The sequence below is a fragment of the Belnapia arida genome (assembly GCF_016773205.1).
Taxonomy (GTDB): Bacteria; Pseudomonadota; Alphaproteobacteria; order Acetobacterales; family Acetobacteraceae; genus Belnapia; species Belnapia arida.
This window is the reverse complement of sequence record NZ_JAETWB010000031.1, coordinates 21,832-40,424: the sequence shown is the minus strand read 5'-3', so window position 1 is coordinate 40,424 and position 18,593 is coordinate 21,832. Positions and strand designations below refer to the sequence as shown.

Sequence of the window (18,593 nt, the reverse complement as noted above, 5' to 3'; positions counted from 1 at the left end):
CCTTGCGGAACAGCTTGGCATCGGGGTCGGTGGTGGAGGCGTGCGTCTCGTTGCGGCGCTTCTGGCCGCGGAAGTCCTGCTCGCCGTTGCGCCCCGCATCGGGCGGCGGGCCGGAGCCGTCCTTCGGCCGGAAGCTCTTGGTGCTGGCCCAGGCCTCAAGCAGCGTGCCGTCGACCGAGAAATGCTCGGTCGAGAGCAGAGCGCGCACCTTCGGCTGCGCCACCACGGTGGCCAGGAAGCGCCCGGCGATCTCGCCGCCCAGCAGCCGGTCGCGGTTCTTGGTGAAAGTCGTGGCGTCCCAGACCGGGTCGTCCACACCAAGGCCGACGAACCATCGGAACAGCAGGTCGAAGTCGATCCGCTCGACCAGCTGGCGTTCAGAGCGGATCGAGTAGAAGGCCTGCAGCAGCAGCCCCCGCAGCAGCCGCTTGGGCGGGATCGAATCCCGGCCCGTCGGCGGGTAAAGCGCGTCGAACTCGGCCGACATCTCCGCCAGCGCCGCATTCACGATCGCCCGGATCGTCCGCAGCGGGTGGTCGGGACGGACCCGCTGCTCCAGCTCCACGTAGCTGAAGAGCGAGCCCCGCACCTCGTCCTTGCCCCGCATCCCGACCTCGTCCCGTTGACGAGGATCAGCGAATCACGATCCGCAGCCAGTCGCGAGCGGGAATTTCAGCAGCCTGCTAGACGCCGAGCAAGTGTGCCATCCGGGCAATCGGGAAGGCCTGGATTACTTTCATGAATTTGAAAGCCCGGAGGGGATCGTGCCGGTCCCCCGGGCAAACCAGGCCGCCGCTCGAGAGAGAATGTCGCGCTTCTGGTGCAACTGTTTGTTCTCGCGCCGCAGTCGGGCGAGTTCCTCGCGCTCGGCCGTGGTCAGCACAGCCTCGGCTGGGGCGGGCTTTATCTCGTGCCGACCCTCCTGCCGGTCCGCCGCGGCGACCCAGTTCCGAATGGCCTAGGCAGAGGGTTCGAACTCGCGGGCAAGATCGGCCAAGTCGCGTTCAGCACGGACCAACTTGACCATCTGGCGCCGGAACTCTGGCGCGTGGGCGGGATGGGTCTTGGGGATCAGGACACCTCACGCGAAAGCGTTGTTGATGTCCACCGAAACGGGGCAAACCCAAACCCAGACGGACACGGTAGGCCTAGCATTGGTCGGCGAGTTGCGCGACTTGGAGCAGCGCCACGCAGCCCTAACGAGCGAGATCGCTGCGAGCGGCACGCCTGAGCTGGTGCCAATGCTGCATCCGAACTTACCCGACCTCTGTCGCCGCAAGATCGAGGTACTTGGGACAGCGCTTCAGGAGCCGCACACAGCGGCCGAGGCGCTGCGCAGGCTGATCGACGTGATTGCGGTGTTCCCGGCGAACGCCAGGGTGAGGTCAGCGTCCAGCTGCATGGTGACCTCGTTGCCTTCCTCCATCTTGGCGACGCGCCAGAGCGTCTGACCAGTGACGGGAGCGCGAACAGCGAAACGGCCGCCCTACGTGAAGGCCGGCCGTTTCGCTGTGTTGGGAACGTGGGATGCGGGGAAAGGATTTGAACCTGTGACCTTTAGGCTATGAGCTTGACGGGCCACCGGGTTGAAACAGCGCGTAGGGACGCAGACTGTGCCAGCCCGCCGCGATGGCGCTGCCATCTAGTTCGCGGCGACGCGTTGCGCTGGCCCAGCCTCGTCCCGCAAAGCACCGCCCGATACCTGGCACTATCAGGCATCGCCCTACCGTTGCTGAAACTCCTCCCCCTCCGGCAGATCGGTGAGAGCCTCCACGATGCGATCCACCCGCGCTGCCAAGGGGCCGCGGCGGCAGGCGGTCAGCAGGGTCTGAACGGCTGGCTCCGGGCCGGCGACGACCGCTTCCACGCTGCCATCCGTGCGGTTGCGGACCCAACCGGTGAGGCCGAGCCGGCGGGCCTCGCGGACCATCCAGGCGCGGTAGCCAACACCCTGGACGCGGCCCTCGATGCGGAGATGATGCGCGTTCATGTTGGCCTCGCCAGGGCCAGCAGACGGCCGACGACGGCGATCTCCCCGGCGATGCGGGCCCGGCGATCCGCCGCCTCCTGGTCGAGCCCCCAGAATTCCTCCTGGAAGGTCTCGTCGAGGATGGCGAGGCGATGCGCCTCCGCTGCCTCCAACCGCCCCTCCACCACGGCGAGGCCGAGCACCAGGCTGCCGAGGGCAGGCACCAGAACGCCGAGGGCGGCCAGTTCCACCGGGTTGCGGGCGGCGACGGCAGCACGGAGCGCAGCGACGGCCGAGGCCTCCTGGCGAACCGGCATGATGCCGGCGGTGACGCGCAGCGGCGCGTCCTGCCGCAGGGCGGCCCAGTCGAGCAGGGGCTGCCATTCGGCGGCCTGCAAGGCGGCCAGTTGCGGATCCTCGGCGCGATAGCAGAGCAGGTCGCTCTCGGCATAGCGGGCGAGGCCATCGATCATCGCCGCCGGGTCAGGGACGATACGCTCCTGCGCGGTGCCGACAAGGCGCGTGAGCGGCATGTCGTTCATGCTCATCTCGCCGCCAGGGGCGCCGCCACCTGCCGCGGACCACTCCTCGGCGATCGCCTCCGCGAGCGGCGCGCGGTCGACCACCAGGGGGGCGCCGCCGGGCAGGCGGACGGGCTTGCCGTCGAGGCTCACGCCGAAGCCGCCGGGCTGGGGGGTAGTGGTGGCGCTGGTCCAGAAACGCTTCATGTCATCGTCCTCGGCCGAAGAGGCCGCGCAGCAGCTCCTGCGCCGGGGCGGGCAGGCCCTGGGCCGGAGCTGGGGTTGGATGAGCCGGGGTTGGAGTAGGCAGGGCAGCGGGGGCCGCGCCGGGCTGGCCGCCACGGGCGATGGCAAGCTGTGCCTCGCAGTCCGGCAGGGCCGGCCCGCCGCCGCCCAAGGCGCCGGCCAGCGCCTGGAGGCTACGGTCCGGCGTGCTCTGCAAGGAAAGGAAGGCGCCGAGCCCGCCCGCGATGGCGGCTTCCGGCGAGACGCCGATGCGCGGCGCGCGCATCGTGCCGGCGATGTTGATCGGCGCCCGCAGCTCGATGCCGCCAAGGCGGAGGTCGGGCAGGAGGCGGAAGGCCAGCGCCTCGGTCTTGAGGTTGGCTCCCCCTTCCCCGCCCAGACGGCCTAGCGCGGTGTCGACCAGCAGGGCGCGGGACTGGGCCATGCCGTCCTCCGCCTGGAAACGGAGGGCGAGGCAGCGGAGGGGGATGTCGCGCCCGGACACGCCACCGGGCAGCAGGCGGCGAAGATCGGTGGGGAGCTTCTCCAGGAGGCTGCCGGTGAGGGTGCCGCGCACCACGGATAGGCCAAGATGGCCGTGGGCGGTGCCGGCCACGGTGCGGAGGTCGGCGCCCTGGCCGCGGAGGTCAGCATCGAGGCCGAGCTGGCCCGTCGCCTGGGGTGGCACCTGCCCCAGCGCCGCCAGCAGCGGGGCGAGGTCGAGGCCCGGCGACTGCGCCGCGACCTGCACCGTGGGCGGCGTGGTGGTGAGGTCGGCGGCGGCGCGCAGCGTAACCGGCCCGCCCGGCATTTGCGCGGCGAAGGGGTCGAGCCGGGCGCGGCCGTTCTGGACCGACAGGCGCGCCTGCACCTGCCGTAAGGTCACGCCCTGGGCGACCAGGCTGCCGATCTGCCAGCGGAGGTCGCCATCGATGATCCGCAGCGCCTCCAGCGGCAGCTTCACGTCCGGGATGGCGCGGCGGTCCGCCGGCGGCGGCGGGGCGGCCGGGGCTGCGGCGGCCGGGGCGGCGGGCGGCGGACGGAGCGCATCGAGGTCGAGGCGGGTGGAGGTCAGCGCGCCATCGACGCCCTGGCGCTGGCCGATGACATAGGTGAGGTCGCCCGCCGCATCACCGGCCGAGGAGGCAATCCGCAGCCCGCGCAGAAAGGCGCCACCAGCGAAGCCCGGCGTGCGCTCGGCGAGGCGCATATCAAGGGCGAGGTCCCGCACCGGCGGCAGCGGCGCCCCGGCGAGCGGCGCCAGTGGGGCAAGGTCCGGCGCCCGGAAGGAGAGGGCGAGATCGACGCCGGCCAGGCGGCGGAGATCGGCGATGGCCCCCTTCGCCGTGCCGGTGGCACCGGCCACGGCAAGGCCCAGATCGACCGGGAAGGGCTGCGGCGCCGCGCCGGGCAGCAGCAGGCCCGGCGCACCGAGCGTGCCGGCGAGGCGGAGCGGGACGTCGTTCAGCGCGGCCTCGACCTCGAGAGCGAGGGGCTGGTCCTGCCGCGGCAGGGTGGCGGTGAGGCTGGCGAGGCGCAGGCCGGGCAGCACAGCATCCAGCACCGCGGCACCGAGGGTGAGGCGGAGGTCGCTCACCGATGCCTCGTCCAGCTTCGCGGTGAGGGCGAGGTCACGCAGCGGCGGCAGCGGGGCATCGGGCAGCAGCGGGGCGAGCTTCTGCAATTCCGGCACCCGGGCCTCGACCGCCATCTGCCAGCCCCGCATCTGCATCGGCCGGGCGATGGCGCCCTCGGCGGCGAGGCGGGCGCCGGCCGCCTCCAGCGCCAGGCGCAGGGGCCAGGGCGTTGCCGCCGCGGGGTCAGTCAGGCGGTCGAGCGGCCCGGTTTCGCCGGAAAGGGCGACGGGAATGCCATTCAGCGCAAGCTGCCCGTTCAACCGGAGCGCACCGGCCGTGTCGGCACGGGACTCGAGCCGCGGGATGGCGAGGCCGCGGGTGGCGCCCGTGCGGCCGTCGCGCCAGGCCACCTGACCGTCGGTCAGCTCCACCCGGTCGACGGCGATGCCGAGGCGCGGGTCAGCCTCGCGGGCGGCGCTGGCGGGTGCCGCCTGGGGTGCTGGGGCAGCGGGGCGACCAGGCGGGGCGAAAGCCCAGTTCGGGCGCCCCGCCGCATCCGTCTCCAGCAGGATGTCGGGCGACCGCAGCACCAGGCGGCGCACCTCCACCCGGCGGGAAAGCAGCGGGAGCAGGGCCAGCTCCACCTCGACCCGGCGGATGGTCGCCATCTGCGGGCGGCTGCCGCCGGGGGCGTTGGCGAGGGCGACATCCTCCACCGTCAACGTCGGCGCCAGGGCCAGCTTCACCCCGATATCGCCGAGGGCGAGGCTGCGGCCGGTCGCCGCCTCCACCGCCGCCTGGATGCGCGGCTTCTGGTTGTTCGGGTCGAAGGTCAGCAGCAGTACGGCGAGGCCCGCGGCGGGCAGCAGCACCAGCACGGCCAGGGCGATCAGGGTCCAGCGAAGCCAGCGGCGGCGAGGTGTGGCGGCGGGCATGGCGGTCTCTCCCGGCTGGGGGCGCTCAGCGCCGGGCGGCGGCGAGGCGGCGCGGCTTCGGCGTCTTCGACGCCTCGAAGCCGAAGAAGGCGAAAGTCTCCTTCATATGGGGCGGCAGGGCGGAGAAGGCCTCCATCGTGCCACCCTCCGGATGCGGCAGGCGAAGGGCACGGGCATGCAGATGGAGTTCGCCCGGCAGCCCGTCCAGATGCGCGGCGCCGCCGCCATATTTCCCGTCGCCGAGGATCGGGGTGCCGAGCCCCTCGGCGCAATGCACGCGGAGCTGATGGGTGCGGCCGGTGAGCGGCTTCAGCTCCAGCCAGGCGGCGCGGCCGCGGACGGCATCGAGGGTGCGGAAATCGGTGACGGCGCGGGCGCCCTCCGATGGATCCTCCACCGCCTGCATCCGCTCGCCGCGCGGGCCGTCGAGCTTCGCCAGCGGGATGTCGATGCGGCCATCCTCGATCTGCGGCGGCGGGGTGACCACGGCCCAATAGGTCTTCTCCACGCCGCGGCCGCGGAACTCCTTTGCGAGGAAGGCGGCGGCCACGGGCGTGCGGGCGAGCAGCAGCAGGCCGGAGGTGTCGCGGTCCAGGCGGTGGACCAGCCGCGGCCGCTCCTCGAAGCTGAAGCGCAGCGCATCCAGCATGCCGTCCAGGTGGCGGGTGATGCCGGGGCCGCCCTGCACCGGCAATCCGTGCGGCTTGTCGAGGATGATGAGGCTGGCATCCATGTGGAGGACGAGGCGCTGCAGCATCGCCGCATCCTCCTCCGAGACGGGGCGCTGGTCGCGCTCCGGCGGCGGCCCATCCGGCAGCGGCGGGATGCGTACTTCCTGCCCGGCGGCGAGGCGGGTGTTGGCCTCCGCCCTTCGGCCATCGATGCGGACCTGGCCGGTGCGCAGCATCTTTTGCAACGCGCCCTGGGTGAGTTGCGGGAAATGGCGGCGGAACCAGCGGTCGAGGCGGGTATCCGCCTCTGCCTCGGCCACGATCCGGGTTTCTATGGTCATGCGTTCCCTGTAGCCCAGGGGCCCACCAGGTGCGAAGCGGGGCGGGTTGAACTTTCGCACCGGCAGGGCGTCATAGAGTGCATGACACGGATAGCAGCGATGGCCGCAGCCGCGGCCCTCATGGTCCTCGGTGTTGGCACCCCGGACCATGTCCTCTCCGCCCATGCCGCCGAGCAGGCGCGAGCCCCTCAACATCAGTCCCGGACCCAGGCGCGGCCACAGCGGGGCACGGCCAGCTATTACGCGCAGAAATTCAATGGCCGGCGCATGGCAAATGGCCGCCGCTTCGATGCTCGCTCCAACTCCGCAGCGCACCGTACCCTGCCGCTCGGCACGACCGCGCGGGTCACCAACCTGGAGAATGGCAGGACGGCTGAGGTGACGGTCGAGGATCGCGGCCCCTATGCGCGGGGCCGGGTGATCGACCTGAGCCCGAAGACGGCGCAGGACCTCGGCATGCGCGAGCAGGGCACCGCGCCGGTGGTGGTGACGCCGGTGCAGATGCCGGACCGCGACCAGCGAGTGGCCCAGCGGTAGCTTAACCGCCCCCCCTCTTTTCAGCGCGGAGAGCCGTCCAGCGCTCCAGCCGTTCGCCGATCGCGGACTCCGCGCCACGGTTGGTCGGGCGGTAGAAGGCGCGGCGCCCCATCCCGTCCGGAAAGTAGTCCTGGCCCGAGAAGCCCTCCGCCTCGTCATGGTCGTAGGCATAGCCGCGGCCATAGCCGAGGTTCTTCATCAGCTTCGTCGGTGCGTTGAGGATGTGCTGCGGCGGCGTCAGGCTGCCGGTTTCGCGCGCTGCCCGCTGCGCCTCGCCCCAGGCGACATAGGCGGCGTTCGACTTAGGCGCGGTGCCGAGATGCAGGATGAGCTGGACAAGAGCCAGCTCGCCTTCCGGTGAGCCAAGGCGCTCATAGGTTTCCCAGGCGGCGATGGCGAGCGGCAGGGCGCGCGGATCGGCGAGGCCGACATCCTCGGCGGCGAAGCGGGTCAGACGCCGGGCGATGTAGCGCGGGTCTTCGCCGCCCTGGATCATACGCGCGAACCAGTAGAGCGCCGCATCGGGGTCGGAGCCGCGCAGCGACTTATGCAGGGCGGAGATGAGGTTATAGTGCTCCTCCCGGTCCTTGTCGTAGAGCGCGGCGCGGCGCGCCAGCAGCTCGCCCAGCGCCGCGGCGTCGAGCGGCGGCTGGCCGGGGGGCAGGGCAAGGAGCTGCTCGGCGAGGTTCAGCAGGTAGCGCCCGTCACCGTCGGCCATCGCCCTGAGGCTGGCCCGCGCCGCCGGGTCGAGCGGCAGGGCGCGGCCGGCCTCGGCCTCGGCACGGGTCAGCAGCAGGTCGAGCGCCGCCTCGTCGAGGCGCCGCAGGACGAGGACCTGGCAGCGGGAGAGCAGCGCGCCGTTGAGGGCGAAGCTCGGGTTCTCCGTGGTGGCGCCGACCAGCGTCACCGTGCCGTCCTCGACGACGGGCAGGAAGCCGTCCTGCTGGGCGCGGTTGAAGCGATGGATCTCGTCGACGAAGAGCAGCGTCCCCTGCCCTGCCCGGCGGCGCTGCCGCGCCTCGTCGAAGGCGCGCTTGAGATCGGCGACGCCGGAAAAGACCGCCGAAAGCTGCACGAAGACGAGGCCGGCGCGCTCGGCGAGCAGCCGGGCGATGGTGGTCTTGCCGACGCCGGGCGGGCCCCAGAGGATCAGCGAGGCCAATGCGCCGCGGGCGAGCATCCCGGTCAGCGCGCCGGCGGGGCCGACCAGATGGTCCTGGCCGACCACCTCCTCCAGTTCCGCCGGCCTGAGCCGGTCGGCAAGCGGGCGGGGGCCGCTGGGCGCTTCGGCGCGGGGCGGCGGGGCAGCCTCGCCGAAGAGGTCGGTGGGCGGGTCGGGGGTGCGGCGTGGGGCCATGCCGGGGAGTATAGGCCCGACCTGCGCGGGATGGGCGAGGGCCCACGCCACCCCCGCTATCCGTCCAGCCGCTCGCGCCAGGTGCTCGGCACCAGCTCCTTCACCTGACGGGCGCGCTTCTCCAACCAGTAGGCCTGGGCGGGCGGCACCAGGGCAAAGCGTGGGTCGGCGCCGAGCTTCTGCGCAGCATCCATCGGCCAGTGCGGGTTGTAGAGAAGCTCCCGCGCGAGCGCGATCAGGTCCGCCTCGCCGCGCTGGAGGATGCCCTCGGCCTGGTCGGCATGGACGATGAGGCCGACGGCCATGGTGGCGATGCCGGCCTCGCGCCGCAGCCGCTCGGCATAGGGCACCTGGTAGCCGTAGGTGATCGGGCCGGTGCCGACCACCGGGGCGCCGCGCATGCCGCCCGAGGAGCAGTCCACCACGTCGACGCCGAGCGGCCGCGCCAGCGCCGCCAGCCGGGCCGACTGCGCCACGTCCCAGCCGGCATCGTCCTCGACCGAGAGGCGCAGGAAGAGCGGCTTCTCCGCCGGCCAGACGGCGCGCACCGCCTCCACCACCTCGAGGCAGAAGCGCATGCGGCCCTCCTCGCTGCCGCCGTACTCGTCGTTGCGGAGGTTGCTGAAGGGCGAGAGGAACTGGTGGATCAGGTAGCCATGCGCGCCGTGGACCTCGAGCACCTCGATGCCGGCCTGGTCGGCGCGGCGGGCGGCATCGGCCCAGCGCTGGACGAGGTCCTGCACCTCGGCGCGGGTGAGCGCGCGGGGCAGCGGGTCGCTCTCCGGGCTGGCCAGCGCCGAGGGGGCGACGAGCTCCCAGTCGTCCTCCGCGGCCTCGGCCGGTAGCGGGCCGCCGCCCTCCCAGGGGCGGAAGCGCCGGGCCTTGCGGCCGGAATGGCCGAGCTGCAGGCCGGGCACCGCGTCCTGCGCCTTGATGAAGGCGGCGCAGCGGGCGAGGCCGGGGATCTGCCCGTCCTCCCAGAGGCCGAGATCGCCATGGGTGCCGCAGCCGCGCCGCTCCACCTTGGTGCTCTCCATGATGACGAGGCCGGCGCCGCCAGCGGCGTAGCGGCCGGCATTCATCAGGTGCCAGTCCGTCGCATAGCCGCGGTTGGCGGCATATTGATGCATCGGCGCGACCACGATGCGGTTCTTCAGCGTCACGCCGCGGATGGTCAGCGGCGTGAAGAGCAATGGTGCGGTCATGGACGGACGCTCCCCGATGGTTCGGCGGGAGCTTACGGGCGGCGGCGGGAGATTGGCGATGGAGCAGGGGCAGAGGGTGGCGCTGGTGACGGGCGGCGCACGGGGGATCGGCCGCGCGGTGGCAGCCAGGCTCGAGCGCGATGGCTGGCGCGTGGTCGTCGCCGACCGGGAGACGGCGGAGGGCACCCCTGGACGCCTCGTGCAGGCGGACGTCTCGGACGAGGCGGCGGTCGGGCGCTTGGTGGACGGGATCGCGGCGCAGGAAGGCCGGCTCGACGCCGTGGTCTGCAATGCCGGCTTCATGATCCGCAAGCCGATCCGCGAGCTGGGCCTCGATGAGTGGAACGCCGTCCTCGGCACCAACCTCACCAGCGCCTTCCTCCTGGCGCGGGCGGCAGAGGCGATGCTGCGACAGGTGCGTGGGGCGATCGTCACCATCGCCTCCACCCGGGCGCACCAGTCGGAGGCGGATACCGAGAGCTACAGCGCCTCTAAGGGCGGGCTGCTCGCCCTGACCCATGCGCTCGCCATCAGCCTCGGGCCGGAGGTGCGGGCGAATTGCGTGAGCCCCGGCTGGATCGACACCAGGGGCGAGGCGCTGCGCCCGGAGGACCATGCGCAGCACCCGGCCGGGCGGGTCGGCCGACCGGAGGATGTGGCGGCGCTGGTCGCCTGGCTGGTCGGTCCGGAGAGCGGCTTCGTCACCGGAGCGGAATTCCTCACTGATGGCGGGATGACGCGGAAGATGATCTATGCGGAGTAATTGCGGTCCATTGTGAGGAGGACCTTCCATGCTCGACAACCCGCCGCTGCTGACCATCCACCGGGGGCACCGGCGTCCCTCCCCTGCCCTTCTGGAGCGGTTCCGCGGGGCGCAGACCTCGCATCTGGTCGATGTCATGGCGGGGCGCGGAGCGATGCACTGGGCGGTGAAGCCGCTCGACCCGGCCAACGCCGCCTTCATCGGGCCGGCGCTGACCGCCTTCGCCTATCCGGCCGATATCGTCGGTGTCTACGGCGCCCTGGCCGAGGCGGAGGCCGGGGACGTGATCGTAGTGGCGAATGATGCCTATCTCTGTGCGGCGGCGATCGGCGACATCGTCGCCGGGATGATGAAGAACAAGGGCATCGCCGCCTTCGTCACCGAGGGCGCGGCGCGGGACAAGGCGGGCATCCTGGCAACCGGCCTGCCGGTCTTCGCCGCAGCCGTGGTGCCGACCTCGCCGGCGGCGAACGGGCCGGGCACGGTCGGGGCGCCGGTCATCTGCGGCGGGCTCGCGGTGCGCAGCGGCGACATCGTCGTCGGCGATGCGGATGGCGTGGTCGTGGTGCCGCTCGACCAGGCAGAGGCCGTGGCAGAGGGGCTGGATGCGGTGCGGGCGGCGGAGGCCAAGGCCATCGCCGCTGTCGAGGCCGGCGCCGTCGATACCGAGCGGATGCGGCGGATCCTGGCCGAGGCCCGGATCATCGGCTGAGCAGGAATAGGGCGCCCTCCACCGGGGCGCCCCGCTCCATCCGCAGCACGCCAGCGCGTTGCTCGACCAGGGCGAGGCCGGCGGCCGCGGCGAGCGCCGCCACATGCGCCGGATCGTGGCGGTAGCGCATCGCCTCGGCAAGGGCGAAGGACGCCCCCTCCCCTGCCTCGACCGAAAAGGCGGCGTGCCCTCCGGGCGCGAGCGCCGCGGCGATGGCGGCGAGCGCCGGGGCAAGGTCGCCGAGGTAGTTCAGCACGTCGGCGGCGGCGACGAGGTCGAAGCCGGCCGGGCGGGTGGGGAGCCAGTCGAGCAGGTCGGCCTCGTGCAGCGCGTCGTAGAGCGGGCGGCGGCGGGCCTCGGCCAGCATGCGCGGCGAGAGGTCGAGCCCCTCGAGCCTGCGGGCGAAAGGCGCCAGTGCCACGCCCGAAAGCCCGGTGCCGCAGCCGAGGTCCAGCACCCGCAGCGCCCGGCGCGGAGCAATGCCGGCCTCCGTCAGCAGCCCGGCGAGCAGCGCCGGCGTACGGTAGCCGAGCCGGCCGGTGAGTTCAGCCTCGAAGCGCGGTGCGAACTGATCGAAGAGCTCGCGCACATAGCCCGCCGGCGCACGGGCGGGGGCGCCGCTCCGGCCGAGGGCGGCGAGGAGGAAGCGGGCCTGCTCGGCCAGCGCAGGCTGGGCGGCGGCGGCGAGGGCGGCCTCGGCGGCAGCGGCGGCGCCTGCCGCATCGCTCGCCTCGCGCCGGGCATGGGCGAGGGCGAGCAGCGGCGCCGCAGTGCCGGGTTGGAGCCGGGCCGCGGCCTCGAGCGGCGCGAGGGCGGCCTGCGGATCGCCCAGGGCGCAAAGGGCTTGGCCCAGGTTGCGCAACGTCACCGCGTCCTCCGGCCGGCGGGCCAGGGCCGCGCGGAGGGCGATGACAGCCTCCGGCAGCCGGCCGGCCTCGGCCAGGGCGGCGCCGCGATTGGCGAGGAAGACCGGCTCCTCCGGCTGCTGCGCCAGGGCGCGCTCCGTATGGCGGAGGGCGCCGGCGGCATCGCCACGCTGCCGTGCCAGCACGCCGAGCAGGTTATGCGCATTGGCATCCAGTGGGCGGCACTTCAGCACCTGTCGGTAGAATTGCTCGGCACCGGCAAGGTCGCCCGCAGCATGGCGCGCGACGCCTGCCTGGAGCAGGGCGGAAGGGTCTGGAGACATCCGTGCAGTCTGCGAGCCGCATGGCGGACAGGCAATGTCGCTTTCGTGCCACGCTTCGGTGCCCATTTGCCACGCTCACGTTTTGGTGCTTGCGGCAGCGCAACTTCGCCCATAGGTTGGAAAAGTCCCCGGCGGCCTGCCCGGGCCTCAACCGCGGTTTCCCCATGCCGAGCAAGCCAGTCTCCGTCGATGGCCCGCAGGTGGAACCATCTGCGGCGCAGGAACTTACCCTTAAGATGCAGATTGCCACGACGGCCCGTCCTCACCCTGCTCAGGCGCCAAGGATGGACGACGAGCACCTCGACAACCTGCTCCGGCGAGGGCTTGGCGAGGCGTTCGACTGGGTACTGGAAGCACCGCTGCCGCTGCGGCTGATCGAGGCGCTGCGCGGAAGGCGGCTTTAATCCTCGTCCGCCGTGAAGTCGACCGGACTGGCACCGATGCTCTCGCGCAGGGCCTCCCGCGCGCGGGACAGGCGGGAGCGCAGGGTGCCGGGCGGGACGTTCAGGATGCGTGCGGCCTCGGCGTAATCGAGCCCCTCCACCACCACCAGCCAGAGCGCCTCGCGGTGGATGCGCGCCAGCTTGCGGAAGGCCGCCGCCACGTCGCGCATCGCCTGACGCTCCTCCTGCCCACCCGAAACCGGCGATTCAGGCAGGCTCTCCGCCTCCATGATCGGGCTGCGCGAGGCGCGGCGCAGATTGGCCGCACGGGCATGGCGCAGGATGGTGAAAAGCCAAGCGCGGAGATTGGTGCCCGGCTCGAACTGATCGCGAGCGGCGATGGCGCGCAGCAGCGTGTCCTGCACCAGGTCGTCGGCCGCGTCGCCGCCGCGCGCGAGCACGCGGGCGAAGCGGCGCAGGCGGGGGATCTCAGCGGCGATCGCAGTTGCGAAAGCCTCCGCCCCGTTCGCGCTATCCTCCTCCTGCATGCGGTCCCCGTCATCCCCTGCGCAGCGTCAGCCGTCGATGGGGGCGGACACTAACCGAAGCCTGGACCGGGGTGGGAATGGGATGAGACACCCTTGCGTGTATCCACGCCACTTCGGATGCACGCTTGCGTGGGTGGTCAATCAGAACAGTCCATCAATGGCGCCATCGGCATCGAGACCGATGAATTCCGCGGCAGGACGGCGCGGCAACCCCGGCATCGTCATGATCTCGCCGCAGATCGCGACGACGAATCCGGCGCCGGCCGAGAGCCGCACGTCACGCACCGGCAGCACATGGCCGGTCGGCGCGCCGAGCAGCGCCGGGTCCGCGCTGAAGCTGTACTGCGTCTTCGCCACGCAGACCGGGACATGGCCGAACCCCATCTCCTCGAAGCGACGCAATTTGGCGGCGACGCCGACAGGGACTTGAACATCGGCGGCACGGTAGATCTCGCCGGCGATGCGGCGGAGCTTCGCCTCCAGCGGCAGATCGGGAGGATAGAGCGGGGCGAAGCGCGACGGGCCATCCTCCATTTGCCGCAGCACGGCACGCGCGAGGTCCGCGGCGCCCGCCGCGCCATTGGCCCAATGCGTGCAGAGCACGACCTCGGTGCCGAGCGCTGCCATCGCCTCCTGCACCGCCGCGATCTCGGCACCCGTGTCGGTTGTGAAGGCGTTCAAAGCCACAACCACGCCAAGCCCATATTTCTGCATATTCTCGACATGACGGGCGAGATTGACGACGCCACGCCGCAGCGCCGCGACATCCTCGCGACCAAGATCGGCCTTCGCCACGCCGCCATGCATCTTCAACGCGCGCACCGTCGCGACGACGACGGAGGCGGCGGGTGCGATGCCGGCCGCAGGGCATTTGATGTCGAGGAATTTTTCGGCGCCGAGATCCGCGCCGAAACCGGCCTCAGTCACCACAACCTCGGCGAGCGAAAGCCCAAGCTTCGTCGCGGCGACGCTGTTGCAGCCATGCGCGATGTTGGCGAAGGGGCCGCCATGCACGAGGGCGGGCGAGCCTTCCAGCGTCTGCACCAAGTTGGGCGCGAAGGCGTCGCGCAACAGCGCGGCCATGGCGCCATCGGCCTTGAGGTCGCGCGCCGTCACCGGCGCCCCCTCGCGCGTGCTGCCGATGATGATGCGGCCGAGCCGCGCCTGGAGGTCCTCCAGCGAGGTGGCGAGGCAGAAGATCGCCATCACCTCCGAGGCCACAGTGATGTCGAAGGCATCCTCGCGCGGATAGCCGTTGGCGACCCCGCCGAGCGAGTTGACGATGCCGCGCAACGCGCGGTCGTTCATGTCCATCGCCCGGCGCCAGGTGATTCGGCGCTCATCGATGCCGAGCGCGTTGCCCCAGTAGATGTGGTTGTCGATCATCGCGGCCAGCAGGTTGTTGGCCGATGTGATGGCATGGAAATCGCCGGTGAAGTGGAGGTTGATCTCCTCCATCGGCCCCACCTGGGCATGGCCGCCACCGGTCGCGCCCCCCTTCACGCCGAAGCAGGGGCCGAGCGAGGGCTCTCGCAGGCAGATCATGGTCTGAGTGCCGAGCGCGTTCAGCGCGTCGCCGAGGCCGATGGTCGTCGTCGTCTTGCCCTCGCCGGCGGGCGTCGGGCTGATGCCGGTGACGAGCACCAGCCGGCCCGCCGGCTTCGCCGCCTGGCTGCGCAGGAAGGGTAGGTCGACCTTCGCCTTGTGGCGGCCGAAGGGAATCAGCGCCTCCTCCGGGATGCCGGCGCGGGCGGCAATGGCGGCGATGGGTCGGAGGGTCGCGGAACGCGCGATCTCGAGGTCGGTGGCCATGCGCGTTGTCCCTCCCGGTTGGAGGCTCGCGCTTATCGCCCCGGCAGCGCTCCTGCAAGCAGGATGGCGGCCCTATATGACCGGCATGGCAAGCCCCTGCATCGATATCTGCAAGTATGACGAGGAAACCGGCTGGTGCCTCGGCTGCGGGATGACCCGCAAGGACAAGAAGCATTGGAAGAAGGAGAAGGAGCAGCGGCCGGCAATCCGCGAGACGCTGCCGGGGCGGCTGCTGGCGCTGGCGGCGGCCGGGCAGCGGGTCGGCAAGGCGGCGGCCAAAAAGAAAAAGCAGATTTGATTCCGCGCAAGGCACGATCTCACCACCGCGGCTAGGGTCCGACCGCGCGGCATGGGCCGCCAGGGATGGATGTGGGTGCGATGACGAGGACGGTTGGGCTGGCGGCTGCGGCGGCGCTGGTGGCGATGATGGGCGTGGCGCAGGCCGAGGATGGCGTGCGGGGCAAGCAGGCCGGCGACATCGTGGTGGGGTTCGGCGCCATTGGCGTGCTGCCGAGCAACGGCGGCCATGTGGACGCCATCGGCGGGCGTCCGCAGGCAAGCAACAGCGCGAGCCCGCAGCTCGACCTCACCTATTTCATGGTGCCGAACGTCTCGCTGAACCTGATCGCGGCGAGCACGCGGCATGATGTCAGCGTCCGCGGCTCGGCGCTTGGCAACCTCAACCTCGGCCATGTCTGGGTGCTGCCGCCGACGCTGACCCTGCAGTACCATCCCTTTCCGCAGTCACGGTTCAGCCCCTATGTCGGCGCTGGCATCAATGTGAGCTTCTTCTACGGCGAGGGCGGCAGCCGGACGGCGCCGGTGCGGCGGGTGATGGTCGATACCGCGCCCGGCTTCGCCTTCAATGCCGGCCTGGACTACGAGGTCTCCCCGCACTGGCTGGCCAATATCGACGTGAAGAAGCTGATCCTGCGCCCGGAGGCAAGCGTCAACTCCGGGCTGGTGCACGCCCGCGTCAACCTCGACCCTTGGGTGGTCGGCGCGTCGGTGCGCTACCGCTTCTGAGGGCAAAGGGCCCGAGGCGGCTCACGCCGCCTCGCGCCGCCGCACGCCGAGGTCTTCCAGCGCACCGCCGATCGCGGCGACGGCGCCGCGCATGTCCTCCGGCGTGACGGCGCCGATGCAGCCGATGCGGAAGGTCGGCGCCTTGGTGTTGAAAAAGTTGCTGATCAACACCCCGCGCGCCTTCAGTGCATCGACGAAGGGCTGCAGGTCGAAGCGCGGATCGGCCGGCTGGTGGGTGGTGACGATCACCGGCCCCTGGTGCCGCGGCTCCAGATAGGGCGTGAGGCCCATGCCACGCAGCCCGTCATACAGGATGCGCGCATTTTCCCGGTAACGGGCGAGGCGGGCCGGCTGGCCGCCCTCGGCGTCGTAAAGGTCGAGTGCGGTGCGGAAGGCTGCCAGCGCCTGGACGGGCGGGGTGAAGCGGAAGCTGCCCCAGCCGGCGCGCAGCGCATGCTGATGGATGTCCGAAAGGTCGAAGGACCAGGAGCCGGCATTGCCCGCGGCGGCCGTCACGCTGTCGACCCGCGCGACCGCGAAGCCGATGCCGGGCAGGCCTTCGAGGCACTTGCCCGAGGTGAAGAGCACTGCGTCGATCTCCGGATGCGCCGCGAGGTCGACCGGCAGCGCGCCGAAGGCGGAGACGCTATCGAGAATCAGCCGCCGGCCATGCCGGCGGACCACGGGGCCGATCACCTCCGGGTCGTTCACCATGCCGCTGCCCGTCTCGTGGTGGACGACGGCGACGTGGGAGATGGCAGGATCGGCGGCCAGCGCGGCGTCGAGTTCCTCGGCCGTGACCGAGCGGGTGTCGGGGCCAGGTACGGCGACCACCTGCCGGCCGCATTCCGTGGCGAGGCGGACGGCGCGGTCGGCATAGGCGCCGTTCTGCGGGATCAGCACCTTGCCGCCGGCCGGGATGAAGGTGCGGATCGCCGCTTCCATGATGAAATGGCCGCAGCCCTGCAGCGGCAGGGTGGCATGCACCCCCTCCTGCCCGCCGGCGATGGCGCGCACGCGCTCGCGGATCTCGGCATAGACCGGGCGGAAGTCATGATCCCAGGGGGCGATGTCCTGGGCCATGGCGGCGCGGGTCTCGGGACGGGTCTGCACCGGGCCGGGGATGAGCAGCAACATGAACAAGCACCTTCAAGCTATGGTGAGGTATAGCCGATTGGCACGCGACAACAGAAGGCCGCCGATTTCCCGCCACAGCTTTTCCCGCATCGCTGCGGCGAAGGCGGCATAGTTCGGGCAGGCCATGGCGAAGCTTCCCGGCCCGCCGATCACCTCGGCGCGGTAATGTTCCAGCAGGTCCGGCTCCTCGTTCAGCACCGCGAGGCCGTTGATGGTGACGCCCGCCGCCGCGCCGATATCGCGCACTGGTCCCGGCTCCCGGCCGCGGTTGTTCCGCCCGTCGCCAGAGACGTCGAGGGCGAGGCGCGTTGCCTCGGCCGGGCAGCGGGCGAGCAGGGCAAGGGCGGCCGCCATCCCATCGCCCAGGGCCGTGGCGCCGGGGCCGGGCAGGCGCGGGGCATTCTCCAGGGCGACGGCCAAGGCCTCGGCGGCGGCGGGTCCGTCAATGCGGGTCCAGGGCACGGCCAGGTCGCTGCCGACCGACCAGAAGAGGGCGCAGACCGCGATGGCGCCGCGCGGGCCGCCGGCACAGGCGGCGGCGATATCGGCCTGGCGGAAGGCCCCGGCGAGGCCGCCGATCATCAGGCCGAATTCCTCGTAATCGACGCTGGCAGAGACGTCGATGGCGAGGCAGAGGGCGAGGTCCACGGGCTCCATCCCGCAGCCATAGCGCGGGGCGGAACGACACATCTATAGTGTGCGCCGCACCATGGAGGCCCTTCCCCCGATGCGACGCCGCGCACTGCTGACGCTGCCCCTGCTCGCCAGCCCGGCGCTCGCCCAGGCCCCCTGGCCGAACCGGCCGATCCGCGCCGTCATTCCTTATACGCCCGGCGGCGCGACGGATGCGATGTCGCGGCTGGCGGCGCAGAAGCTCTCGGAGCGGCTCGGCGTCCCCGTGGTGCCGGAGAACCGGGCGGGCGGCAGCGGAACCGTCGGTGGGGTGGCGGTCGCTCAGGCGGCACCGGATGGCCACACGATCCTTCTGACGGCCTCGGTCCATGTCATGGGGCGGCAGGTGCTGAAGAGCGTGCCCTACGACCCGGCGGCGGATTTCACGCCCATCGCCCGCACCGGGCAGGGGCCGCTGTTGCTGGTGACCAATCCGGGGCGGCCCGAGGCGAGTATCCAGGCGGTGGCGGAGGCGGCGAGGCGATCTCCCGGCGCCTGGAGCTTCGGCGTCTCGGCGCTCGGGGCGGCGGGACACCTCGCCTCCATCGAGTTCAACCGGCTGGCGGGGCTCGACATCCCGATGGTGCCCTATCGCGGCTCGGCGCCAGCGCTGGCCGACATCGCAGCGGGCAATGTCCAGCTGATGCTGGACCCGATCCTCGCCACCCTGCCGCTGACGCGCGGCGGGCAAGTGCGGGCTCTCGCCATCACCCGCGCGGCGCGGAGCCCCATCGCGCCCGAGATTCCGACCGCGGCAGAGGCCGGGATGCCAGGGTTGGAGTTCTTCTCCTGGTATGGCGTTTGGGGGCCAAAAGGTGTGCCGACGGAGGTCGTTGCGCGGATGAACGCGGCACTGCGTGAGGGAATGGCGGAGCCGAGCGTGGTGCAGCGGCTGACCGAGCTCGGCTTCGAGCCGGTGCAGGAGAGCCCGGCGGAATTCGCCGCCTATATCGAGACGGATCTCCGGCGAAACACGGCGCTGCTCCGAGCAGCGAATTTCCAACCGGAATAGG

Annotated in this window: 19 protein-coding genes; 7 read left to right on the top strand and 12 right to left on the bottom strand. The window is 71.7% G+C overall.

The features are described from left to right. The coding region (locus JMJ56_RS26900; protein ID WP_202834836.1) for a transposase at window positions 1–607 on the bottom strand (607 nt) is incomplete at its 3' end. A gap of 493 nt (window positions 608–1,100) precedes the next feature. On the opposite strand from JMJ56_RS26900, the gene JMJ56_RS26895 reads away from it, so the two are divergent. Then, complete coding sequence (locus JMJ56_RS26895) at window positions 1,101–1,451, top strand: hypothetical protein (RefSeq protein WP_202834835.1); 351 nt, start codon at window positions 1,101–1,103, stop codon at window positions 1,449–1,451. Between the two features lie 272 nt (window positions 1,452–1,723). Here JMJ56_RS26895 and JMJ56_RS26890 read toward each other — a convergent pair whose 3' ends face one another. The 4 genes from JMJ56_RS26890 to JMJ56_RS26875 are packed head-to-tail and all read right to left on the bottom strand — an operon-like array spanning window position 1,724 to window position 6,239. After that, on the bottom strand, window positions 1,724–1,990 hold the full coding sequence (locus JMJ56_RS26890) for an acylphosphatase (RefSeq protein ID WP_202834834.1): 267 nt from the start codon (window positions 1,988–1,990) through the stop codon (window positions 1,724–1,726). Further along, window positions 1,987–2,697 carry an ATP12 family chaperone protein gene (locus tag JMJ56_RS26885; RefSeq protein WP_202834833.1) on the bottom strand — a complete coding sequence of 237 codons (711 nt, stop codon included), beginning with the start codon at window positions 2,695–2,697 and terminating at the stop codon, window positions 1,987–1,989. The genes JMJ56_RS26890 and JMJ56_RS26885 overlap by 4 nt, the downstream gene beginning before the upstream one ends. 1 nt (window position 2,698) lies before the next feature. Then, complete coding sequence (locus JMJ56_RS26880; RefSeq protein WP_202834832.1) at window positions 2,699–5,227, bottom strand: AsmA family protein; 2,529 nt, start codon at window positions 5,225–5,227, stop codon at window positions 2,699–2,701. Between the two features lie 25 nt (window positions 5,228–5,252). Next, complete coding sequence (locus JMJ56_RS26875) at window positions 5,253–6,239, bottom strand: RluA family pseudouridine synthase (RefSeq protein WP_202834831.1); 987 nt, start codon at window positions 6,237–6,239, stop codon at window positions 5,253–5,255. 99 nt (window positions 6,240–6,338) lie between these two features. Between JMJ56_RS26875 and JMJ56_RS26870 the strand changes: the two genes are divergently transcribed. Next, window positions 6,339–6,776, top strand: coding sequence for a septal ring lytic transglycosylase RlpA family protein (locus tag JMJ56_RS26870; protein WP_236038653.1), 438 nt, complete (start codon window positions 6,339–6,341; stop codon window positions 6,774–6,776). A 1-nt stretch (window position 6,777) separates the two neighbouring features. Here JMJ56_RS26870 and JMJ56_RS26865 read toward each other — a convergent pair whose 3' ends face one another. Both JMJ56_RS26865 and JMJ56_RS26860 read right to left on the bottom strand, forming a co-directional pair. Further along, complete coding sequence (locus JMJ56_RS26865; RefSeq protein WP_202834842.1) at window positions 6,778–8,133, bottom strand: replication-associated recombination protein A; 1,356 nt, start codon at window positions 8,131–8,133, stop codon at window positions 6,778–6,780. A 56-nt stretch (window positions 8,134–8,189) separates the two neighbouring features. After that, a complete protein-coding gene (locus JMJ56_RS26860) occupies window positions 8,190–9,338 on the bottom strand; it encodes an NADH:flavin oxidoreductase/NADH oxidase (RefSeq protein ID WP_202834830.1) in 1,149 nt (382 codons plus the stop codon). Window positions 9,339–9,396: 58 nt separating this feature from the next. On the opposite strand from JMJ56_RS26860, the gene JMJ56_RS26855 reads away from it, so the two are divergent. Together JMJ56_RS26855 and JMJ56_RS26850 are read left to right on the top strand one after the other, a co-directional pair. Then, window positions 9,397–10,101, top strand: coding sequence for an SDR family oxidoreductase (locus JMJ56_RS26855; RefSeq protein ID WP_202834829.1), 705 nt, complete (start codon window positions 9,397–9,399; stop codon window positions 10,099–10,101). Between the two features lie 28 nt (window positions 10,102–10,129). Further along, window positions 10,130–10,813 carry an RraA family protein gene (locus tag JMJ56_RS26850; protein ID WP_202834828.1) on the top strand — a complete coding sequence of 228 codons (684 nt, stop codon included), beginning with the start codon at window positions 10,130–10,132 and terminating at the stop codon, window positions 10,811–10,813. Here the strand turns inward: JMJ56_RS26850 and JMJ56_RS26845 are convergent. From JMJ56_RS26845 to JMJ56_RS26835, 3 genes are all read right to left on the bottom strand, one after another. Next, on the bottom strand, window positions 10,803–12,002 hold the full coding sequence (locus tag JMJ56_RS26845) for a class I SAM-dependent DNA methyltransferase (RefSeq protein ID WP_202834827.1): 1,200 nt from the start codon (window positions 12,000–12,002) through the stop codon (window positions 10,803–10,805). The two genes, JMJ56_RS26850 and JMJ56_RS26845, sit on opposite strands and share 11 nt — an antisense overlap. A gap of 400 nt (window positions 12,003–12,402) precedes the next feature. Further along, window positions 12,403–12,933 (bottom strand): sigma-70 family RNA polymerase sigma factor, encoded by a 531-nt coding sequence (locus tag JMJ56_RS26840; RefSeq protein ID WP_236038651.1) that lies wholly within the window; start codon window positions 12,931–12,933, stop codon window positions 12,403–12,405. Window positions 12,934–13,074: 141 nt separating this feature from the next. Then, complete coding sequence (locus tag JMJ56_RS26835) at window positions 13,075–14,745, bottom strand: formate--tetrahydrofolate ligase (RefSeq protein WP_202834826.1); 1,671 nt, start codon at window positions 14,743–14,745, stop codon at window positions 13,075–13,077. A 76-nt stretch (window positions 14,746–14,821) separates the two neighbouring features. On the opposite strand from JMJ56_RS26835, the gene JMJ56_RS26830 reads away from it, so the two are divergent. After that, complete coding sequence (locus JMJ56_RS26830; protein WP_202834825.1) at window positions 14,822–15,043, top strand: DUF1289 domain-containing protein; 222 nt, start codon at window positions 14,822–14,824, stop codon at window positions 15,041–15,043. Window positions 15,044–15,123: 80 nt separating this feature from the next. Further along, window positions 15,124–15,771 carry an OmpW/AlkL family protein gene (locus JMJ56_RS26825; RefSeq protein ID WP_236038649.1) on the top strand — a complete coding sequence of 216 codons (648 nt, stop codon included), beginning with the start codon at window positions 15,124–15,126 and terminating at the stop codon, window positions 15,769–15,771. Between the two features lie 21 nt (window positions 15,772–15,792). Here JMJ56_RS26825 and JMJ56_RS26820 read toward each other — a convergent pair whose 3' ends face one another. Both JMJ56_RS26820 and JMJ56_RS26815 read right to left on the bottom strand, forming a co-directional pair. Next, window positions 15,793–16,908, bottom strand: coding sequence for a 2-aminoethylphosphonate--pyruvate transaminase (locus tag JMJ56_RS26820; protein WP_202834823.1), 1,116 nt, complete (start codon window positions 16,906–16,908; stop codon window positions 15,793–15,795). A 12-nt stretch (window positions 16,909–16,920) separates the two neighbouring features. Beyond that, a complete protein-coding gene (locus JMJ56_RS26815; RefSeq protein WP_202834840.1) occupies window positions 16,921–17,565 on the bottom strand; it encodes a DUF1194 domain-containing protein in 645 nt (214 codons plus the stop codon). Between the two features lie 70 nt (window positions 17,566–17,635). Here JMJ56_RS26815 and JMJ56_RS26810 point away from each other — a divergent pair, with 70 nt between their 5' ends. Beyond that, window positions 17,636–18,592: a Bug family tripartite tricarboxylate transporter substrate binding protein gene (locus JMJ56_RS26810; RefSeq protein ID WP_236038647.1), complete on the top strand. Its 957-nt coding sequence runs from the start codon at window positions 17,636–17,638 to the stop codon at window positions 18,590–18,592. Window position 18,593: the final 1 nt, after the last annotated feature.

What these genes read in the sequence shown, in the direction of transcription:
- JMJ56_RS26895 (WP_202834835.1), top strand. Translation starts at nt 1,101, where the DNA reads ATGTCCACCGAAACGGGGCAAACCCAAACCCAGACGGACACGGTAGGC.
- JMJ56_RS26890 (WP_202834834.1), bottom strand. Translation starts at nt 1,990, where the DNA reads ATGAACGCGCATCATCTCCGCATCGAGGGCCGCGTCCAGGGTGTTGGC.
- JMJ56_RS26885 (WP_202834833.1), bottom strand. Translation starts at nt 2,697, where the DNA reads ATGAAGCGTTTCTGGACCAGCGCCACCACTACCCCCCAGCCCGGCGGC.
- JMJ56_RS26880 (WP_202834832.1), bottom strand. Translation starts at nt 5,227, where the DNA reads ATGCCCGCCGCCACACCTCGCCGCCGCTGGCTTCGCTGGACCCTGATC.
- JMJ56_RS26875 (WP_202834831.1), bottom strand. Translation starts at nt 6,239, where the DNA reads ATGACCATAGAAACCCGGATCGTGGCCGAGGCAGAGGCGGATACCCGC.
- JMJ56_RS26870 (WP_236038653.1), top strand. Translation starts at nt 6,339, where the DNA reads ATGGCCGCAGCCGCGGCCCTCATGGTCCTCGGTGTTGGCACCCCGGAC.
- JMJ56_RS26865 (WP_202834842.1), bottom strand. Translation starts at nt 8,133, where the DNA reads ATGGCCCCACGCCGCACCCCCGACCCGCCCACCGACCTCTTCGGCGAG.
- JMJ56_RS26860 (WP_202834830.1), bottom strand. Translation starts at nt 9,338, where the DNA reads ATGACCGCACCATTGCTCTTCACGCCGCTGACCATCCGCGGCGTGACG.
- JMJ56_RS26855 (WP_202834829.1), top strand. Translation starts at nt 9,397, where the DNA reads ATGGAGCAGGGGCAGAGGGTGGCGCTGGTGACGGGCGGCGCACGGGGG.
- JMJ56_RS26850 (WP_202834828.1), top strand. Translation starts at nt 10,130, where the DNA reads ATGCTCGACAACCCGCCGCTGCTGACCATCCACCGGGGGCACCGGCGT.
- JMJ56_RS26845 (WP_202834827.1), bottom strand. Translation starts at nt 12,002, where the DNA reads ATGTCTCCAGACCCTTCCGCCCTGCTCCAGGCAGGCGTCGCGCGCCAT.
- JMJ56_RS26840 (WP_236038651.1), bottom strand. Translation starts at nt 12,933, where the DNA reads ATGCAGGAGGAGGATAGCGCGAACGGGGCGGAGGCTTTCGCAACTGCG.
- JMJ56_RS26835 (WP_202834826.1), bottom strand. Translation starts at nt 14,745, where the DNA reads ATGGCCACCGACCTCGAGATCGCGCGTTCCGCGACCCTCCGACCCATC.
- JMJ56_RS26830 (WP_202834825.1), top strand. Translation starts at nt 14,822, where the DNA reads ATGACCGGCATGGCAAGCCCCTGCATCGATATCTGCAAGTATGACGAG.
- JMJ56_RS26825 (WP_236038649.1), top strand. Translation starts at nt 15,124, where the DNA reads ATGACGAGGACGGTTGGGCTGGCGGCTGCGGCGGCGCTGGTGGCGATG.
- JMJ56_RS26820 (WP_202834823.1), bottom strand. Translation starts at nt 16,908, where the DNA reads ATGTTGCTGCTCATCCCCGGCCCGGTGCAGACCCGTCCCGAGACCCGC.
- JMJ56_RS26815 (WP_202834840.1), bottom strand. Translation starts at nt 17,565, where the DNA reads ATGGAGCCCGTGGACCTCGCCCTCTGCCTCGCCATCGACGTCTCTGCC.
- JMJ56_RS26810 (WP_236038647.1), top strand. Translation starts at nt 17,636, where the DNA reads ATGCGACGCCGCGCACTGCTGACGCTGCCCCTGCTCGCCAGCCCGGCG.